Below are 18,925 nucleotides of genomic sequence, written 5' to 3' on the forward strand. Positions count from 1 at the left end.
GGGAGGGGTAGTGGAGCGAAAGATGCCTGAGCGCCCACCATGACAATCTCAGGCACAGCCTCTTGCAGGACAACAATCTTAACCACTGATTTGCTAATTTCCACATCGTTCTCAAGAACGCGGCGATAAGTTAATTCCTGTTTGCCATTGACGCCTGCTTGAACGAGACGTGTCTCGCCTTCGGGAATGGATTCGTTGCGCACAACTTGTTTTTCAAAGGGGATAATCTGATCTTAGATTCTCTTTCATCAAAAGATTTTATTCTTTTCCGCAAACCTAGATAATAAAAACTAATATAATTGAAAATAAGGACAGATATGAACATTTATGATCCAGTAATATACTTTATATGACTTTTTGCATCAATAAGGTCATTTACAGTGAAATGAGCAAGACTGAGATTGTAGTATTTCGAATTGATTGATAGAATTGCTATCACATATGAATTTTTATCCTTTATAATTGATCAAGATTCTGCAAATAGTTAGGAAGTAAGAATTTAAAAGAAAAGGAAATATATATTTTCTTCAGCGATTTCTCTTATGAAAAATCTTAAGTCAAAAAAATAAAAAATCTAAGAAGTATAATTGGCATTTTAATAACATAATGGAGAATAAAATAATGAATAATGATAAGGATGTGATACTTTTTCCCTCTGAAAAATATGTTTCCGAATTGATGGTAAAAATTAATGAAAGTGAAGCATATGAAGCAGCTGCCAAAGATTGGGAAGGGGATTTTATATTTGAAGTTATTCCCGATGGTACAGGTGAATTAAAGGGAAAAACTCAAATGTATATGGATTTGTGGCATGGAAAATGTAGGAATGCATATTTAATTACCATAGATAGACCTGCTCCTGATAAAGTGGAGTATATATATGCAGGTAAATACGCTAATTGGTTGAAACTTTTTGCAGGTGAAATAGGCCCATTAAAAGGTATCATGCAACGAAAATTCGATGTTAAATGCTCAGCTAGGGCTATGGCTAAGCTAATGAGAGCCTTGAAGGCTGCACAGGAATTAGTAAAATGTACTACAATGGTTGAAAATGTTAAATATCTTTAATTAATAGATTTAAGTAAGGAGGATATCGTATGTGGGATTTTACCTCCCCTCGTAAAGTGATATTTGGTGAGGATGCTATTGAATATCTTTCTGAGCAATCCTTTAAACATGCATTTATTGTAACAGATCCATTTGTGAAAAAAACTCATCTACCTTTAATCGAAAAACAACTTCAACAGATAAACGCGCAAATAACAGTTTTTGATGAGGTTCAGGGAGAACCAACACTTGATGTGGTACAAAAAGGTGCTCAACTACTTTCTATGACTAATCCTGATGTAATCATTGCTTTAGGAGGAGGTAGTGTGATAGATACTGCCAAAGGCATGTGGCCTGTTTGGGCTAGTCCTTTAGATGGTATGGATGCTATTGAGGGGCTTAATCCATTTGCTGTTTTAGATCTAAGAAAAAAAACAAACTGTATCTTAATCAATATCCCAACTACCTCTGGAACTGGTTCAGATGTTACATGGGCAACAGTTTTAACCGATAATACAGGTGAGGTAGATCGAAAAGGTTCCTTTGGAAATCGGGAACTTGTTGCTGATGTTACTATTTTGGATCCTGTTTTTACCAAAACTATGCCTAGTCACCTTATAGCTGGAACTGGTTTAGATGCACTAAGTCATGCCATTGAAGGATATCTAAGTACTTGGCAGAATGATTTTTCAGATGCATTATTACTTCATGCGTTTAAACTCATATGGCGAAATCTTCCAACAGCCTATGAACAAGCGAAGGAAGGTGAAGTTGATTATATTATCCGTGAGAAACTCCATAATGCAGCAACAATGGCTGGTTGGGGTTTTGGTAATTCACAAATTATTCTTGGTCATTCTCTTGGTCATAGTATTGGTGCAGGATTCAAAATCCCTCATTCACAGTGCATTGGGACAACAACCTGGTATTCTTTAGTATATAATCGTCATATTGCAGTTGAGCGTATTGCTGACCTAGCACATGCGGTTGGATTAGAAGGGTCTTCAAACCAAGAATTGGCTAATAAATTAATTCTAGCAATGAAGGAACTCCTTCTTCAGCTTAACCTACCTCTCTCCTTAAAAGATATGAAAATAGATAAAAACACTTTTAATGACAGGATTAAAGATGTCATAGATTTTGCATTGAATGATTCAGGAACACTATCTAATCCTAGACCTGTGGATTACGAAGATTATGTAAAAATATTTAATTACCTCTATGAAGGCAAAGAAATTGATTTCTGAATATAAATCGATTCAAATTTAGGTCGGGGTAAAGTTAACTTCACATAAGTAGATGCACTGGAAATTCTGAACAAAGCTTATGAATAAAAATTCTTGAAATTAATTTCGAAAATTATGCAACAAAGAAATGAGTTGATCAAAAATGGTTAATGAAGATTTATTACGAACCCTTTTTGTTAAGAAATCATTGGTCAATACTAAAAATGGCTTTAGTATGCAAATGAAAAATTCGATAAGCGATGCTACCATTATTGACCCAATCAAAGTTGAAATTTCAGGAGAAACTATTGAAAAGGAGAAGTATAAAGATTTTATTATTGATTTAGATGGGAAAAAAATTAAAAATAGTGAAATTAATGAAAATAATCCAGCGAAATTCTTTGTAAAATCTTTGGCTACTCTTATCTTTGAAAGAAATGAACCACTGCCAGTTGAGAAATATAATATTCGATTTACTAAGTTATTAACTGAAGAATACGGTGATATTCCCTTTACTATGAAGGAAAGGATTCGTGAAGAATAAATACTCTTTTTATCCCTGAATACTCACTTTTTTCATTCAGTTTTACATATTTTATTCTTTTTTTTTAATATAAAAATATCTAGAGTTCATACTAATTACAAGAACCTTTTTTTGTTTAATTTAAACCTTTATTTACAAAGTGGTCTCCAAAATTTAATGATCTATTAACCAGAAAATTCTTAAATCCGTTTTACTCTGCTAAATGCCATGTTTAAACATCATTCAAGGGATGATTAGAATGAGTCACAAGCAAACTCGTCTTTTTAGCGATGAAGAAATATTATCTTGGATTACTGAAATTACTGAAGAAGACATTAAAAGTGTCCACCAGAAATCACTTGTACCTTTCTATGACCAATTATGGGTATCTGGTGATGGTGCATATTTAAAGGATTTTAAAAGTGGAAAGGAATATTTAGATTGTACAAGCCAAGCATGGACTGCTAATATTGGATTTTCAAATCCAGATGTTGCTTATGGGGTTAGTCAACAATTAGAACGATTAAGTCATGTCCGTTATGGTTTTCCAACAATCCCCCGCGTAAAATTTATCCATCGGATTTCCGAAATTGCCCCTAAAAACCTAACAAAAATTGCTGTTAATGCTATGGGGGGAAGTGCAGCAATAGAAGCTGCATTACGATTAGCAATGATAAACAAACCTGATTCCCAGCAATTCTATACTTATACTCGGGGATATCATGGAAGTACTTTAGCAACAATGACGTTGTCAACACGATTTGCAGGAGTAACTCGATTTCGTCCATGGGGGTTTGACCGTGTATCAAAAATTCCTTTTCCTTATTGTTATAGATGCCCAGTAGGACAAGAAAGTGAAAAATCATGTCATTTAGAATGCTTAGAACTAGCTAAACATCAAATTGAATATGGATCTGTTGATAAAGTCTGTGGAATACTCATGGAACCCATACAAGGTCCCGGAGGACATATTCCAGCTCCCAAACGCTATTTAAAAGAGCTTAGAAAATGGACAGAGAAAAATAATATATTTTTGATTTGGGATGAAAGTCAATTGTTTACTCGTATTGGTCACTGGTTCTCATCAGAATATTATAATGGAGTAACACCTGATATAACGTGCCTAACCAAAGCTATTGGAGGATCCCTTCCCATAGGTTGTACTTTGGCTCGTGAGGATCTAATAGGATTTAATTCTGCAGAAGAACATTCCACATTTGGAGCAAATCCTTTAATGTTTGTTTCAGGATTAGTGTTCATGAATTATGTGGAAAAGGCCAAATTATTAGAAAATACCCGTCGAGAAGGAGAATATATTACCTCAAACATTAGGAAACTCCAGCAAAAATATCCTTATATAGCAGAAGTTCGTTGTCCAGGACTTATGATCGGTATTGAATTGGTTTTAGATCCTGAAACAAAAGAACCAGCCAATACTCTAGCTGCAGATCTTATTGAAGAAGCAATGACAAAAGGGGTCATTTTCGGACATATGGCTCCCATTTCAACTGATTCTGGAAAATTATTCCGTAATGTAGTTAAAATCAAACCACCTCTTATCATTACTCGTGAAGACTCTGATTTGATCATTGAAGTGTTTGAATCAGCCCTTGAGGAAGCCATTGATTATTTATGAGATGTGAAAATTGAAATGTCAGGAAAGAAATTCTTAGCTTATGATTTGGGAACTACTGCTACTAAAGCAGTAATAATCTCGAATGAGATCAAATTTATTGATTCTGAAGTAGAACAATATACAACCTTATTTCCTAAGCAAGGATATGCAGAACATCAACCAAATGATTGGTGGAATACCCTTATTTCTACGACTCGAAGGCTTTTAGAAAAAACTCAGACAGATCCAAGTGAATTTTCTGCAATCACGTTTAGTTCACAAATGCAGGGACTCTTACCAGTAGATAAAAATGGTTTACCTCTTATGAACTGCATGATTTGGCTTGATGCAAGAGGATCAGAGGTTTTAAAGAAAATATGGCCATGGCCACGGGTTATGGGTTATAACCCATATCGCCTGTTTCTAAAATTCTTACGGATAACAGGAGGAGCACCTGGGCTCTCAGGGAAGGATCAAATTCCTAAAATAATCTGGTTAAAAAAACATCATCCAGAAATATATGATCAGACCTATAAATTTCTAGATGTAAAGGACTATATCATTTTTAAACTAACAGGAATAATGGCTACATCAACTGATCTCGCTCATATTTGGTGGTTGATGGATACTCGAAAAAAAGACAACAGACCAATTAATCAATGGTCTAAAACCCTTTGTAACATGTTTAAAATTAATATGGAAAAACTTCCTGAACTAAGAACACCAACTGAAATAATTGGAAATCTTACATCAGAAGCAGCAAAGGAACTGAATCTACATTCAAATATTCCAGTCATCTGTGGAGCAGGTGATATGACAACTGCAGCGATTGGATCAGGTGCAATTCTCAATGGGGAGCTTCATTGCCAGATAGGAACATCTGGATGGGTAGCAGGACATGTTTCAGACAGAAAAGTTGATATCACACATTATACTGGATGTGCTGGATCTGCTTTTCCAGATAAATACTATCTTGTTACAGGGCATCAAGAAATCGCTGGTGCTGCGTTAGAATGGGTGAAAAATAATATCCTTTATTCAAAAGAAACATTGAAAGAAAAAGAGAAAAAAGAAATTTATGAGATTTTTGATTCTTTAGTTCTGGGTTGTGAACCTGGAGCAAAAGGAAAAGGAGGTACATATCTGATTTTTATGCCTTGGTTATTTGGAGAAAGATGCCCTTTAGATGATGAACATGTGCGTGGTGGTTTGCTAAATCTTTCATTAGATCATGATCGACGACATCTTTTGCGAGCAGTTTTCGAGGGTGTAGCTTTAAATGCAAAATGGGCTTTACAGACGGTAGAAAACCTTTATTCAAAAGTCGATAACTTAGCAATCATAGGTGGTGGAGCTAAAAGTGATATATGGTGTCAAATTTACGCTGACGTCCTAAATCGAAAGATTAAACGAGTAGAGAATCCACAAGAAGCAGGAGCTTTAGGTGCAGCCATGTTAGCTAAAATAGCAATTGGAGAAGTCGATTCAATTGAAAACCTCAAAGAATATTGTCATTATGATAAGGAGTTTCTTCCAAATCTTAATAATCGTCAAATCTATGATACTCTGTTTAAAGAATTTCAGATGTTGTATAAACAAAACAAAAAATGGTTTAAAAGGATGAATGCTAGTTAGAATCCTTTTGGCATATCTATAACCTTCTCCAATTCAGCTGCAATTTCTGGACGAAGACCTTTGATATCCACTGATAAGAAACCTCGAACAATCATATCTGTAGCTTCTTCTTCGGTCATACCTCTCGCTTGAAGATAATTCAATTGATCTTCTCCAATCTTTCCTATACTTGCTTCATGTGACATTTCTACATCTGGGCGTTTAGCAATAAGTTCAGGAATTGCGTGTATTTGTCCGTTTTCCTTTAGAATCAAACCATCACAAGATAGGTGCGCTTTTATATTCGAGCCTTTTCCTTCCAATATACCTCTCGCAATAATTGTTCCTCCAGCAGAAACCGCTCGTGACATTACTTCTGCACGAGCTCTACTTCCCTGTAGAATAACTTTTCCTCCAACATCAAGATGGGAGTTTGGATGGCCAAATAGGATACTGTTATACCTAGCTGAGGCATCTGTGTCAAGGATGGTTGTAGGAAAGAGCTGAAGAGATTTTACAGGGTTTAAAACTATGTAATTATTAGTAAAAGTTCCTCCTTCCTTTACTGTTGTTACCGATCGGGGTCTAACGTAAAACCCCTCCTCCCAATTATGGATCATTGTAAATGTTAGGTTTGCACGTTCTTTGACATAAAATTCAGAAACCCCAATATGCAATCCTGCCTTTACAGAGGTTGTACATCCTGTAATAATGTGGATATCGGCTTTATCTTCAACTATAACAATATTATGGACATTTTGAGATCCAAAGTTTCTTGAGATAAATAAGCAACTTTGTAATGGATATATAACTTTCGTACCAGCCTTTATATGAATAAAATAACCTCGTGTTGAGTTTAATTCGACCTCTGCAGTATATTTATCTGTTTTAATTGAAACGTTTTTCCACCAGTAATCACCAAGCCAGTCTCCGTGCTTTTCCCAAGCTTCATCGATGGGTAAAACCTCAACACCGGGAGTCCGAGAATTATGACATATTGTATCAAAATCATACTGCAAATAGCTTCCTGAAGTCCGAGAATCATTATCCGAAAACCCTGATTTTCTTAAAAAATTTATTTCTTTGGTGTTTATCAGTTCAGAAGGGGTATTGATTTTAGCATGTTGATTCTTTAATGGAAGTTTAAAGTCCATTATGTTAATATCTTCACCATAGACAGCTTTTTTCTTTTTAATCTGTTGTGCTGTCTCTTTAAGTAATTCTTTATGAAGAGTATCTGGCATAAGAAATCCTCACTAAATTGTAGTTATATTGACATCTTTGAATGGATCAGTATGGCATCGAACACATTCAGGATACCCTAGAGTTCTAATATCGTTTAATAATCTAGAAGGGGCTCCAGTGCAACCAATATGACCATGACACATCACGTGTCCTTTATCTACATGAATAAAGTCCAAAATATGGCCAGTATGTGTTATTACTAATCCTGATTTATTTTTAGGCCATGGCTGATTATGTTTCCGGGGAGAAGTACCAAGTAATTCATTGGTCATTTCACCTATTAGTCTCATTGCCTGAATATCAACACCAGATTCAGGTTCATCAAGAAGTATAAATGTTGGATTTTGAAGTAGAAGTTGAAGTAATTCACTCCGTTTAATTTCCCCTCCCGAGAAGTGTACATTCAAATCTCGACTTAAAAAATTTCTTAAATCCATTTGTTTCGCGACTCGACCAATTTCAGCTGTTGTTTCGTTATTTTGGGTAACCAGAAATTCTGCTACTCGCTGCAATTTTAATCCTGGGATATTAGGTGGACGTTGCATGGAAATACCGATTCCAAGCTTAGCTCTTTCAGTAATTGATTTATGAGTTATATCCTCTCCCTTAAATTCAATTTTTCCCTCTACAATCTTATATTGAGGAAAACCCATTATTGTTTGGAGTAAAGTACTTTTACCTGAACCATTGGGCCCGAACAAGACATGGATTTCTCCATTAGGGATATTAAGATTTAGATTCGTTAAAATTATATTTCCAGGTTCGTTACGAACTTCTACTGATAGATTTTCTATTTTTAACATGAAATTTCACTTTTAAATCTTGAGAAGAAACCTTTTACCCCCAAATTAGGTATAGTTTCAGGTGTAACCTGCTTTGCATTAAATTAATAATTTTTTTTTCAAGTGACTTTTTTCAATACGCTTCCAAAGAGTATTTTATGACATTGAATTGAGATCATTTGACCGAGGTTTTTAACTAGATAGATTCTTATAAAATGGTTGTCATAAATCACTCGCTTAAATAAATCAAAAGAGCCTCTTTTCATCCATTAATCAATAATAGAAGATTAATTCCTATGTCAATATTAAAGCGTCTCTTTGGTCGTCATGCAAGTCAAAAAAAAACAAGTAAACCTGTCACTAGACAGGAACTTATCACTTTTATTGGACTAGCACGAGCTGGAAAGACAACTATATTACAAAGGTTACGAACTGGGGAATTTTATCCAAATGCTTTAAGAACCATGGGATTAAACGTCGAATCTTTTGAGTATCGGAATATTAAATTTTCTGCATTTGATTTAGGTGGACAAACAACTTTTCAGGATTTATGGGAAGATTACCTAAAATTATCAACTGCGGTTGTATTTGTAGTTGATTGCTCTACTCCTGATGAATTTTATGAATCGCGAGAAGCACTTTATCGTGCCTTACCCCATATCCCTCCAAATGGAGTTCTTCTTCTAATTGCAAACAAAGCAGATATTTCAGGGGTAGATCCTTATGTTTTACTGTTAAAAAATTTTGATCTATACGAAATACAGCAAAAGGGTAGGTTTAAAGCTGTAAATATCTTTCATATCTCTGCTAAAACTGGAGCGAATTTCTATCAAGCGTTTGATTGGTTAATTGAGACCCTTACGGGAGAGATTATCTTACCTTCTATTAATATTTACAATGTATGTATTTATCAAACCGAATCTGGACTTTTAGTTGGCAGTTCAGCTTTTGAATCTGTTGAAGGGGCGTATGATCCCTCTATGCTCACAAGTATGTTCTCTGCAGTGAATACTTTTGCTCAGGCCTCCTTAGGTGCAGGTGTTAAAGAAATAATTATGAAAAGGGTAGGAGATATTGAAGTCTCAGAAAACTATAAATTAGTTCGTGTAGAGGATACTGACTTTTCTGTGATATTAATTGTTAATGAAACTGACAGTATTCGAAGGAGTTCAGAAATTGGTAAGGATCTCGTTCTCTGGACTAGGATGAGAATGCCTGAATCAAACATATCATTCGAATCTGGAGTAGAATTAATAGATGAAGCAGAAATTAAATCTTATTTACAGATGAAATTCCCTGAAGATGTTATTAAAGTACTCAATTAGATTAATGAGGATTTTACTTTTTGTTGTATACAAATCATCAAAGCTTACATCTTACCAATTACTCTACTCCATTAACTTCTAATTAATTAAATCTGAATTAATAAATCAATTTGCATTTTGCTCATCGTTTGAATCCGAAATAAATAGAATCTTTTCCGAAGAATGTATTAATTACCTATTTTGCTAAATTTTTTTTTCATTTAACAATTCTGAAAGAGGAACATGTGAAATTTTCTTATTGTTTTCTTTTGAAAGATTTAAAAATTCATCAAGCTGACTCCAACTAAGGGTCAAATTTTTTAAAACTTCTCTAACGATTTTGATTTGTTCTTCTTCCTTTTTTGTAGATAGAAATTTAGAAAACTTTATTGGTACTAGTTGTTGGTAATCTTTGATAACATTCAAAAGAAATTGAACCGTGAGAACTATATGAGGTATTAAAATTGGGGGTTCTGGCCTAAACTCCTCTTTTAAGATTCGATTCTGAATAATATCTTTCCTTGGATATTTTTCATATCCAATACCCTTTTTATTTAGATAACGAGCTGCTGCTAAAGTACTTCCTGTTCCTAAGAAGGGATCAAGAATAATATTAGCTTCAGTAAGTTTAATGCAGCGATATGGGAGTTCAATTGGGAAGGGTGCTTCATGGCCTTTTTTAATAGATACCCCAGTAGTTTTTTGGTAGGGAATAAACCAAATATTCCCGGCATCTCTTAAATCCTCCTTACTATAGCGTCCAATATTGGTTTTATCAGCATAAGGAATTCCAATATTTAGTGGATTAATGTTATATTCCTTTTTATCTTTTATTAAAACATAAATATTCTCCCATAAATTATTTAAACGACGAGTACCTCCTGTTGGGGTGTAATGCCCTTTACCTAGTAAAGATTTTATCCAAATAATATTTTGCAAGCGAATAAAGCCAACTTTTACCGCTAGGTTTACAACTTTCTCACTTATTCCTTGATCCTTTGCTGAATCACCAATATTAAGAAAAAATACACCTTTGGGACTTAAAACTCTAAAACATTCAGACCATACTCTCGATAGAAAAGAAAAGTATAATTTCTCAGGTTTATTATCATTATAGACAGTTCCAGTATCATCGGAGTAATGTTTCGATCGGTTATAGGGGGGTGAAGTTATTATTGTATCTATTGAACTATTTTCTATTTCAGACATGTCTTCAGAGCTTTTATAATAAATTGTTTGGCCATCAAAAGTGTCAGATTTTTCCATTCCTCTTCACGATCATTTTCTATTCTTAATTCTTTAATAATATGCTTCATATAAGAGATTTTTTGTTTTTTTTGAATTCTCTCAGGTTTCACGTCATAAAGTAACGATTATTTGAGGAAAATTAAAACAAAATAAATTTATTAGACTTTTCAACGGATGATTTAAGAACGATAATTGATTCTAGACCGATCTATTCACAACTAACAGCTTGAGAAACATACTTCTGGTATGATCTCACTTTTCTGTATTTTTGTGATACCTAAATAGGGACTAGATCATCGTTGTCCGAAAATAACAATAACGTGATAAAAATGAATGAATTTGAAGAATCTCAAGAGGTAGGAAAAAAGGAAGAATCTGAAGAAGAAATAACTCAGTTGACTATCTCTGAATTAACTCCTTTTGCCCGTCGTATTCAAGTTAAATTTGTCGTTTTAGATAAAGGGGAACCTCGAACTATTTTAAGCAAAAAAACTAATGAAGAGCACGTTTTAGCAGATGTAAAGATTGGGGATGAAACAGGGATAATAACTTGTTCATTGTGGGATGAAACAATTGATAGAGTATCTGAAGGAGAAACCTATATAGCTAAATCCTGTTATGTCAATGTTTTTCAGAATCATATGAGGCTTGCTTTAGGAAAATGGGGAACCCTTGAAAATGCAAATGAGTCCATTGCTCTTGAAAATGTTAATATGGACAATGATCTATCAGAACAAGAACATAAAATTTCTAGACGAAGAAAATTTCGACGTCATCCTAGGAAGAATACTGAATCGCGAGAAGATGATTATTAGTAGCTTTCTAATAATCATTTTATTGTTTTTGAAAAATTACTTTTTTCCATTGATTCCTGAGTTGTATTTTTGCAATTACATAAATTGCAGGAAAAGTCTTTTTTAATAAATGAAAGACTTAAGGGTTCAATAGATATATCATCTTAACAGGATTTATATGAATCTTAACCTATATATGATAATTCAGTGGTTAATATGACTAATAAGATTGGAATACGATTAGAAAATAAGAATAAATGGGAAACTAGAGCTCCTTTAACCCCAGATGATGTAAAAATATTAATTAATAGACATAAATTTTCTGTTATTGTTCAATCATCACCAATCAGAACTTTTTCTGATCAATCATATCAGGAAATCGGAGCAGAAGTTAAATCAAATTTAAACGACGCAAATGTAATATTTGCAATAAAAGAATTACCTCTTAAAGTTATTGAGCCAGAAAAAATATATCTTTTTTTCAGTCATACTATAAAAGGACAGCGTCATAATATGCCCATGTTAAAACGTTTATTGGATCTTAATGCTACTTTAATTGATTATGAGAAAATTATAGACGAAAAAGGTTTACGATTGATTTTTTTCGGAAATTATGCTGGAATGGCAGGTATGAATCAGACTTTATGGGCTTTTGGAAGAAGAGTTAAAGCAAAAATGAATCTTGACAATCCTTTTCTTTCTTTGAAACATACTTATGAATATGAAAATTTAGAAGAGCTTCGAAATGCCATTAAAAAGGTAGGAAATGAAATAAAATTGAATGGTTTACCACAAGAATTAGTTCCAGTGATTATTGGTTTCGCTGGTTATGGCAATGTTTCCAAAGGAGCACAGTCAATTCTAAACTTTTTACCTGTCATTGAACTTGATCCTACCCAGCTTTCTGATTTTTATCATCTTAAAAAAGAGGAATTTTCCTCAAAGCATTTGTATAAAGTCGTATTTAAAGAAGAACATATGGTGAAACCTAAAAGTGGGAATTTTAATCTTCAAGATTATTATAATTATGGTTTAGAAAAATATGAGAGTAACTTCCAACAATATATTTCCTACCTTTCAATTTTAATAAATGCAATTTATTGGTCTGAAAAATACCCCCGATTATTAACAAAGGAGTTTGCCAAAGATCTTTTTCAATCAAAGAAAAAAGTAAACCTACAAGTAATTGGAGATATTTCTTGTGATCTTGAAGGTGCTATTGAACTAACAGTTCAAATCACTGAACCCGATAATCCTGTATTCATTTATAACCCTATTTCCTCTCAGGTTAAATTAGGAGTTGAAGGTGAGGGTATAGTAATAATGGCAATTGATAATTTACCATGTGAGTTACCACAAGAATCCTCAGCCAATTTTAGTAAAACATTAATGCCTTTTATACCTGATATAATGAAAGCAGATTATAAAAAGACTTTTGAAGAATTAAACCTTCCTCCAGTAATTAAAAATGCAATAATTGCTCATCAAGGGAAATTGACTCCTTCATACGAATATTTACACAAGTATCTTCCCTCTGAAAAATAAAAAATTCAATTAATAGTAGAATATTTATCTTTGTAAATTTTAATTAATCAAAACATCAATGGTAATTATCCCTAAAAGAACTTATTTGACACAAAATGAATTTTTGGTGATAAAATTGAAAAAAATATTAATTTTAGGAGCAGGAATGGTGGCAGGCCCTCATATTAATTATCTACTTGACCATAATTATGAAGTAATAGTAGCGAGCCGTACGTTAAGTAAGGCCCAGAAATTAATTAAGAACCATCCTAGAGGAACTGCAATTGAGTTTGATATTACTAAAACTCCAGAAAAATTAGAAACTCTAGTCAAAAATTGTGATATTGCTGTTAGTCTTCTTCCCTATATATATCATGTTGAAGTTGCTAAGCAATGTATTCGCTACAAGAAACATATGGTCACTACAAGTTATGTCTCTCCTGAAATGAGGAAGCTAGAACAAGAAACAAAAGAAGCTAATATTACAATACTAAATGAAATTGGTGTTGATCCTGGAATAGATCACATGAGTGCACAAAAAATAATTGATTCAATTCATGCAAGAAGTGGAAAGGTACTCTCTTTTACAAGCTATACAGGTGGATTACCCGCTCCAGATGCTAATACAAATCCTTGGGGTTATAAACTATCATGGTCTCCAAGAGGAGTCATTCTTGCAGGAAGAAATGCTGCTAAGTATCTCAAAGATGGAAAAATAGTAGAAATTTCCGGTGAAGAACTTTTCGATCACTATTCACCTTATCCTGTTAATGAAAAAGGTCCTGGAGATAAAAAAGAATTAGGGATGTTAGAAGGATATCCAAATAGAAATTCGATGGAACCTTACATTGCTATTTACCAAATTCCTGAAACTCAGACCATGATTCGTGGAACTTTGCGAAATCCTGGTTGGTGCCGAACCATGAAAAAGATTGCAGATGTAGGATATCTAAAACTTGAAGAAGAAGAATTTCCAGATGGTTTTACATATAAAAATCTGACAAATAAACTTTTAGGAGCACCAATAGATTCAAATGCAAAAAATAATCTAATGAAGAAATTTTCACTCAAGGAAGATGATAATATAATTTTTCGATTCGAATGGATGGGTCTCCTTGGTAATACCCCTCTTCCTAAGAAAAAGATTTCTCCTCTCGATGCTCTCTGTGCTCAATTTGAAGCTCATCTTCAATATGCTCCTGGAGAAAGAGATATGCTTGTCATGGTTCATCAATTCAAATATCAGCTTACTGATGGTAAAAAAGAACAATTAACATCCACAATGATTGATTACGGTATATCTAATGGACCAAGCTCAATGTCCCGAACCGTCGGTCTTCCAGCTGCTATTGGAGTTCGGATGATTCTGGAAAATAAAATTACTGATCGTGGGATTTTAATTCCAGTTAAAAAATCCATATATGAACCTATTTTGAAGGAATTAAGTGAATTAAATATTCGGTTTAAAGAGAGAGTAATCTCTTTATAGATTCATTTTAGGGTTATATCTTTGATTAATTATAATTTAAATGAAGATACAGCTAAAATTAAATTCCCCTCTACAAGATATCAAGGTAGTAAATTAAAATTATTGCCATGGTTAAAATCTGTTTTTATGGAAATTGAATTTGATATCGTATTAGACGCTTTTGGAGGAACAGGAGCAATAGCTTACCTCTTTAAATCATTAGGAAAGCGAGTAATTTACAATGATTATTTAGTCAGTAATTATTACATTGGTAAAGCACTTATTGAAAATAAATCCGTGAAATATGATGTCAAGAAAATAAAAGGATTGTTTCAGATCAAAGCTGATATTTCTTATAAAGATTTTATTCAAAATATCTTTAAAGGTATCTATTATACGGATGAAGAAAATAAAACCTTAGATATAGTAGTTCAAAACATAATGCGTTTAGAAAATATTTATGAGAAGTCTCTATGTTATTTTGCTTTATTTCAGGCCTGCTTACAAAAACGTCCATTTAATCTTTTTCATCGGAAAAATCTAAATCTACGATTCAATGATGTCAAGCGTTCATTTGGAAACAAAAGAACATGGGATACTCCTATTCAACAATTATTTACTCAAGCATTAAAACAAGGTAATGGATCAGTCTTTGATAACAGGAGAGAGAACCAAGCTCTTAATTTAAATATTTTTGATTTTAAAACAACATCAGATAGAATTGATCTCATTTATTGTGACCCACCATACTTTTCGAATAAAGGAGTTGGAGTTGATTATCATTCGTATTATCATTTCTTAGAAGGATTATGTCATTATGATCATTGGCCGGATTTAATTGATTATCAAACGAAACATCGAAGATTAATTCCAGTAAAAAATCAATGGAATGATCCTAAAAATGTTGTATTAGCCTTTGACCAATTATTTAATAAATTTCAAGATTTTATCATTGCAGTGTCCTATAGAAACCCTGGAATTCCCTCTATTCGTGAAGTAATTGACATATTAGCCTCTTATAAAAAAAATATTAGTGTTTCAAGAACTCCATATAAGTATGTGTTAACTACTAAGAAAAACCAGACAAATGAAGTATTAATCATTGGTCAATAAATTAGAAAATGGCTAGAAACGTAAATCACAATATGTAGCATATATTACTGAATCTTTAAGGAATCCAAGTTTTTCATATAAGTAGATAGCAGCTAGATTATTTTCTTCAACCCAGAGATATATACAATTTATTTTAACTTCGTTAAATAGTGCTTCACAGAGTTTAGACATAGTTTCATATGCGAACCCTTGGCGTCTTTCAACTAAACGAGTTTCAATTCCTCTGATAATAGCATAGGAGAATGGTACTTTAATTAAAATATGAGGAGCGGCAGCAAAACTAATGATTTCCTTATCCTTCATATAACCATAGGCTAACCCTCCTTTTAAATGCCGATATCGTTTAGGTAAATAAATCGTCTTATTAGGAATTTGAACAACCGAATTATAGTTTTGTTTTGACTTTTTGAATCTATCATTAGAGAGAAAGTATGTGAAATAAGTATTAAAGATGTCAACATTTTTATTTGTTTCTAAAGATCGAAAATTTGTAAATTTAGCTCGAATATCATCCCAAAGATCTTTATCATTGAACTGGATAACTATATTAGTCTTAAACCATTTAATCTGACTCTCCATTTCCCAGATATCTGTTCCAGAGATATGATACTTATTATCAAAGCGAAAAATATATCTAAACGGCTCATTCAAATATTTTAATTGAATATTTTTACTTTTCTCGAAGTAATACCAGATCACATAGCAAGTTTGACTTAATGGTTCTGTTTGGATATTTTCTAAAAATTTTAGATCTAATTTACTTTCGGAATTCTTAAATAAAGATGTGAATAGGTTCCTGAGCAAGGATGATCTCCATTCAACAAGGACTAGAGATATGACAATAAAATTTTTGATTCTTTAACCTTCAAATATTGTGGATGAATTATCAGGTTGGGATGAAAGAGGATGTCCTTTATCATATGATTTTCGTAAATGTTCGAGTGTAACATGAGTGTATAATTGAGTGGTTGATAAGGATGAGTGGCCCAGTAATTCTTGGATAACTCTGATATCAACAGCATTAGATAAGAGATGAGTTGCAAAAGCATGTCGAAGTACATGTGGGGTTAATTTTTTGTCGTTTATCTTAGCAAGTGCTTTGTATTTTTTTACAATTCGTTGTACTGAACGAGTGGTCATACGCTTTCCTGATCGATTAGTGATAAGGGCGTTTTCATCTTCATTTCCATTTTGGGAGCTTAAATATTCATTTATAATGGGAATAATTTGATCAGGTAACGGAATTAAACGATCCTTATTCCCTTTTCCTCTTACTACTTTGATAAATCTATTAGATAGATCTAAATGACTTTTATCTAAGTTTATTAATTCTGATACTCTCATTCCAGTTCCATATAGAAGGTATAAAATTGTTTTATCTCTAGGAGTCTTTGGTGCTTCAAGAAGTTTTAAAGCTTCTTTTATCGTTATAGTTTTTGGTAAAGATTGCGGAATTTTTGGCGATTCAATCGATTCTATAGGATTTTGTGTAACAAAACCTTCTTTTTTAAGAAATTTGTAAAAGGATTTTAAAGAACAAATTTTTCGGTGAAGACTTCTTGGAGAATATTCCTTTTCTCTTTTTAAATGAAGAAAAAAACCACGAAGATCGCTAGTACAAATATCCTCTAATGGTTTACTATTTGTGAAACGTTGGAACATTTGAAGATCATATGAATACTCTCTTATTGTATTTGGAGAGTAACCTTTTTCAACTTCTAGAAATATTAAAAAATCTTCGAGCAACATAAATTAATTTTACGACATTTCCTTTGTATAAGGTCATGTCATCTAAGTAATATTTCATTTATTGCATAAAATTTAATAAATTCTATTTATCAAAAAGGCTTTACCTTCGTCCTCGTTATATTTTATTAATTCTGCCCGATTTAGCTCATGTAGTGAGTGTAAAACGATTGCAGCCGAGAATCCAGTAGCCTTAGTCAGTTCCTCGCGAGACATTTCTGATTTATCACCATGTAATAAGTAAAGAATTTTCGCATGAGGCTTCCCTGAAAATACTTTCTCCAATAATGCGATGTAAATGCTTAAAAGCTGTTTTACATCAAGGGTTGTTTCTTTTTGAGTTGATAATTCATTAAACAATTCTGATATTTTTTTAAACTCATTCTCTAAAGATAAATATTCAGATTCAAGCTTCTGTTGAGAAATTTGGGCTTGATTTAATTTTTCCTCTCTCTCTGCTAGGAGTCTTTCTTTTTCAATCACTAAAGCTTGTTTTTCATCAAGTTCTTGTTTAAGAGTTTCAATTGTTAATTTAACGCGTTCAATTGTTGGAATTATTTCATCAAGGGCAAGTTTTTCAGTGGTCATTCTCACTCACCAAAACATTAATTTCATATTAATTCTTGAATTCTATTCTTAAAAACCTTCGTTTTAATCCTTATCGATTAAAAAATACAACATAACCGTGTTCATCATAATAATTATTTAGCTTAGATATATGAATTTGATCCCACTTTCTTCCTTTTTCATTAAACAAGATCAATGCTTCTGAAAAATTCCAAGTATGCATAATATAACGTAAATAACCCTCAGGGCTTAGTGATCTATTAACTCCTTTCACATTTACGAATTTAGCAAGTTTATAGAGTGATACTAAGATTACAGGGATTTTAAATATGTTAATCAATCTTTTTAATTCAATTAATGTAATCTCGTGTTTAGTTAAGAAATTTTTTTTAGATTCATCAAAATATGACTGTTTGTATTCTAAAAGATCTCCTAAATTAACTCTTAATAATTCAAAACCATTTGGGAAGAAATCTGAAGCAGATCGAACGCATCCAATCGCTATTGTATTTAAAAAGTAGTTATTACCTTTAATATATCTAATATAAAAATTTAGGGGGAGTGAAACAGCATTTGAGTCAAATGAGCTTTCTTCTTTTGTTTCTGGTTTGCTATATGGAAATATATTAACAGTATAAGGGTGGAAAGGTATAAAATCATAAATTGGTTTAAATGATTCACGAAATCTGACTACGTCGACAAAATTTAGATTTGTTCCGACTATGGATAGATTTATTTTCTTAGATATAGGAAAAAAGAAGGGTGCATTTATTAGAGCGGAGCTTCCATCAATGATATATAATTTTCTCAAATAACAAGGGCTTTTGTACTTAGTATCATTACTCTGATCTTCAGTATATTTTCGTGCAATAATTGAATATCTTGGAAAACCTTCAAACTCACGATAAAGTTTTTGGTTATGTGTACGGAAAAATAAATAATCTGGAAAGCAAAGAAGCCGAATATTTCGTTGTAAAAGTATTCCCTGATCATATAGAAGTGAATCGAGCAAAGGTTTTGTCATCCGAGTATTTCATCAAGATAAATTATTGCAAAATTCCTTTAAACTAAAATAGGTTTTATAATCAGAATAGAGAACACTAAATTTT

The 18,925-nt window shown here is 32.6% G+C and carries 18 protein-coding genes; 10 read left to right on the forward strand and 8 right to left on the reverse strand.

The annotated features are described in order from the left end of the window. The coding region (locus ACWVCY_RS05210; protein WP_455140857.1) for a G5 domain-containing protein at nt 1-203 on the reverse strand (203 nt) is incomplete at its 3' end. 418 nt (nt 204-621) lie between these two features. Here ACWVCY_RS05210 and ACWVCY_RS05215 point away from each other — a divergent pair. From ACWVCY_RS05215 to ACWVCY_RS05235, 5 genes are all read left to right on the forward strand, one after another. Further along, on the forward strand, nt 622-1,068 hold the full coding sequence (locus tag ACWVCY_RS05215; protein ID WP_455140859.1) for an SCP2 sterol-binding domain-containing protein: 447 nt from the start codon (nt 622-624) through the stop codon (nt 1,066-1,068). Nucleotides 1,069-1,097: 29 nt separating this feature from the next. Beyond that, complete coding sequence (locus ACWVCY_RS05220) at nt 1,098-2,294, forward strand: iron-containing alcohol dehydrogenase (protein ID WP_455140860.1); 1,197 nt, start codon at nt 1,098-1,100, stop codon at nt 2,292-2,294. Between the two features lie 142 nt (nt 2,295-2,436). Beyond that, nucleotides 2,437-2,817, forward strand: coding sequence for a hypothetical protein (locus ACWVCY_RS05225; protein ID WP_455140862.1), 381 nt, complete (start codon nt 2,437-2,439; stop codon nt 2,815-2,817). A gap of 238 nt (nt 2,818-3,055) precedes the next feature. Further along, on the forward strand, nt 3,056-4,432 hold the full coding sequence (locus ACWVCY_RS05230) for an aspartate aminotransferase family protein (RefSeq protein WP_455140864.1): 1,377 nt from the start codon (nt 3,056-3,058) through the stop codon (nt 4,430-4,432). Between the two features lie 15 nt (nt 4,433-4,447). After that, nucleotides 4,448-6,046 (forward strand): xylulokinase, encoded by a 1,599-nt coding sequence (locus ACWVCY_RS05235; RefSeq protein ID WP_455140866.1) that lies wholly within the window; start codon nt 4,448-4,450, stop codon nt 6,044-6,046. Here the strand turns inward: ACWVCY_RS05235 and ACWVCY_RS05240 are convergent. Continuing rightward, the gene (locus ACWVCY_RS05240; protein WP_455140868.1) at nt 6,043-7,269 is read right to left on the reverse strand and encodes a SufB/SufD family protein; all 1,227 of its coding nucleotides are present in this window, start codon (nt 7,267-7,269) and stop codon (nt 6,043-6,045) included. The genes ACWVCY_RS05235 and ACWVCY_RS05240 overlap by 4 nt on opposite strands. A gap of 12 nt (nt 7,270-7,281) precedes the next feature. After that, on the reverse strand, nt 7,282-8,073 hold the full coding sequence (locus ACWVCY_RS05245; RefSeq protein ID WP_455140869.1) for an ATP-binding cassette domain-containing protein: 792 nt from the start codon (nt 8,071-8,073) through the stop codon (nt 7,282-7,284). 275 nt (nt 8,074-8,348) lie between these two features. On the opposite strand from ACWVCY_RS05245, the gene ACWVCY_RS05250 reads away from it, so the two are divergent. Further along, the gene (locus tag ACWVCY_RS05250; RefSeq protein WP_455140871.1) at nt 8,349-9,377 is read left to right on the forward strand and encodes an ADP-ribosylation factor-like protein; all 1,029 of its coding nucleotides are present in this window, start codon (nt 8,349-8,351) and stop codon (nt 9,375-9,377) included. Nucleotides 9,378-9,560: 183 nt separating this feature from the next. Here the strand turns inward: ACWVCY_RS05250 and ACWVCY_RS05255 are convergent, their stop codons facing one another. Beyond that, nucleotides 9,561-10,622: a DNA-methyltransferase gene (locus ACWVCY_RS05255; protein WP_455140873.1), complete on the reverse strand. Its 1,062-nt coding sequence runs from the start codon at nt 10,620-10,622 to the stop codon at nt 9,561-9,563. A gap of 311 nt (nt 10,623-10,933) precedes the next feature. Here ACWVCY_RS05255 and ACWVCY_RS05260 point away from each other — a divergent pair, with 311 nt between their 5' ends. From ACWVCY_RS05260 to ACWVCY_RS05275, 4 genes are all read left to right on the forward strand, one after another. Next, complete coding sequence (locus ACWVCY_RS05260; protein WP_455140875.1) at nt 10,934-11,419, forward strand: single-stranded DNA-binding protein; 486 nt, start codon at nt 10,934-10,936, stop codon at nt 11,417-11,419. Nucleotides 11,420-11,614: 195 nt separating this feature from the next. Beyond that, the gene (locus ACWVCY_RS05265; RefSeq protein WP_455140877.1) at nt 11,615-12,943 is read left to right on the forward strand and encodes a bifunctional lysine ketoglutarate reductase /saccharopine dehydrogenase family protein; all 1,329 of its coding nucleotides are present in this window, start codon (nt 11,615-11,617) and stop codon (nt 12,941-12,943) included. Nucleotides 12,944-13,001: 58 nt separating this feature from the next. Continuing rightward, nucleotides 13,002-14,411 carry a saccharopine dehydrogenase C-terminal domain-containing protein gene (locus ACWVCY_RS05270; RefSeq protein ID WP_455140879.1) on the forward strand — a complete coding sequence of 470 codons (1,410 nt, stop codon included), beginning with the start codon at nt 13,002-13,004 and terminating at the stop codon, nt 14,409-14,411. Between the two features lie 21 nt (nt 14,412-14,432). Then, on the forward strand, nt 14,433-15,503 hold the full coding sequence (locus ACWVCY_RS05275; protein ID WP_455140881.1) for a DNA adenine methylase: 1,071 nt from the start codon (nt 14,433-14,435) through the stop codon (nt 15,501-15,503). Between the two features lie 12 nt (nt 15,504-15,515). Here the strand turns inward: ACWVCY_RS05275 and ACWVCY_RS05280 are convergent, their stop codons facing one another. The 4 genes from ACWVCY_RS05280 to ACWVCY_RS05295 form a co-directional block, all read right to left on the reverse strand. After that, nucleotides 15,516-16,307 carry a GNAT family N-acetyltransferase gene (locus tag ACWVCY_RS05280; RefSeq protein WP_455140883.1) on the reverse strand — a complete coding sequence of 264 codons (792 nt, stop codon included), beginning with the start codon at nt 16,305-16,307 and terminating at the stop codon, nt 15,516-15,518. A gap of 54 nt (nt 16,308-16,361) precedes the next feature. Next, nucleotides 16,362-17,252 (reverse strand): site-specific tyrosine recombinase/integron integrase, encoded by an 891-nt coding sequence (xerA, locus tag ACWVCY_RS05285; protein WP_455140885.1) that lies wholly within the window; start codon nt 17,250-17,252, stop codon nt 16,362-16,364. Between the two features lie 72 nt (nt 17,253-17,324). Next, nucleotides 17,325-17,837, reverse strand: a complete 513-nt coding sequence (locus tag ACWVCY_RS05290) for a hypothetical protein (protein ID WP_455140887.1) — start codon at nt 17,835-17,837, stop codon at nt 17,325-17,327. Nucleotides 17,838-17,907: 70 nt separating this feature from the next. Further along, a complete protein-coding gene (locus ACWVCY_RS05295; protein ID WP_455140889.1) occupies nt 17,908-18,840 on the reverse strand; it encodes a hypothetical protein in 933 nt (310 codons plus the stop codon). Nucleotides 18,841-18,925: the final 85 nt, after the last annotated feature.

The sequence above is a fragment of the Candidatus Hodarchaeum mangrovi genome (genome assembly GCF_975850365.1).

What these genes read in the sequence shown, in the direction of transcription:
- ACWVCY_RS05235 (WP_455140866.1), top strand. Translation starts at nt 4,448, where the DNA reads ATGTCAGGAAAGAAATTCTTAGCTTATGATTTGGGAACTACTGCTACT.
- ACWVCY_RS05260 (WP_455140875.1), top strand. Translation starts at nt 10,934, where the DNA reads ATGAATGAATTTGAAGAATCTCAAGAGGTAGGAAAAAAGGAAGAATCT.
- ACWVCY_RS05250 (WP_455140871.1), top strand. Translation starts at nt 8,349, where the DNA reads ATGTCAATATTAAAGCGTCTCTTTGGTCGTCATGCAAGTCAAAAAAAA.
- ACWVCY_RS05225 (WP_455140862.1), top strand. Translation starts at nt 2,437, where the DNA reads ATGGTTAATGAAGATTTATTACGAACCCTTTTTGTTAAGAAATCATTG.
- ACWVCY_RS05265 (WP_455140877.1), top strand. Translation starts at nt 11,615, where the DNA reads ATGACTAATAAGATTGGAATACGATTAGAAAATAAGAATAAATGGGAA.
- ACWVCY_RS05240 (WP_455140868.1), bottom strand. Translation starts at nt 7,269, where the DNA reads ATGCCAGATACTCTTCATAAAGAATTACTTAAAGAGACAGCACAACAG.
- ACWVCY_RS05290 (WP_455140887.1), bottom strand. Translation starts at nt 17,837, where the DNA reads ATGACCACTGAAAAACTTGCCCTTGATGAAATAATTCCAACAATTGAA.
- ACWVCY_RS05270 (WP_455140879.1), top strand. Translation starts at nt 13,002, where the DNA reads ATGGTAATTATCCCTAAAAGAACTTATTTGACACAAAATGAATTTTTG.
- ACWVCY_RS05215 (WP_455140859.1), top strand. Translation starts at nt 622, where the DNA reads ATGAATAATGATAAGGATGTGATACTTTTTCCCTCTGAAAAATATGTT.
- ACWVCY_RS05245 (WP_455140869.1), bottom strand. Translation starts at nt 8,073, where the DNA reads ATGTTAAAAATAGAAAATCTATCAGTAGAAGTTCGTAACGAACCTGGA.
- ACWVCY_RS05255 (WP_455140873.1), bottom strand. Translation starts at nt 10,622, where the DNA reads ATGGAAAAATCTGACACTTTTGATGGCCAAACAATTTATTATAAAAGC.
- ACWVCY_RS05295 (WP_455140889.1), bottom strand. Translation starts at nt 18,840, where the DNA reads ATGACAAAACCTTTGCTCGATTCACTTCTATATGATCAGGGAATACTT.
- ACWVCY_RS05220 (WP_455140860.1), top strand. Translation starts at nt 1,098, where the DNA reads ATGTGGGATTTTACCTCCCCTCGTAAAGTGATATTTGGTGAGGATGCT.
- xerA (WP_455140885.1), bottom strand. Translation starts at nt 17,252, where the DNA reads ATGTTGCTCGAAGATTTTTTAATATTTCTAGAAGTTGAAAAAGGTTAC.
- ACWVCY_RS05230 (WP_455140864.1), top strand. Translation starts at nt 3,056, where the DNA reads ATGAGTCACAAGCAAACTCGTCTTTTTAGCGATGAAGAAATATTATCT.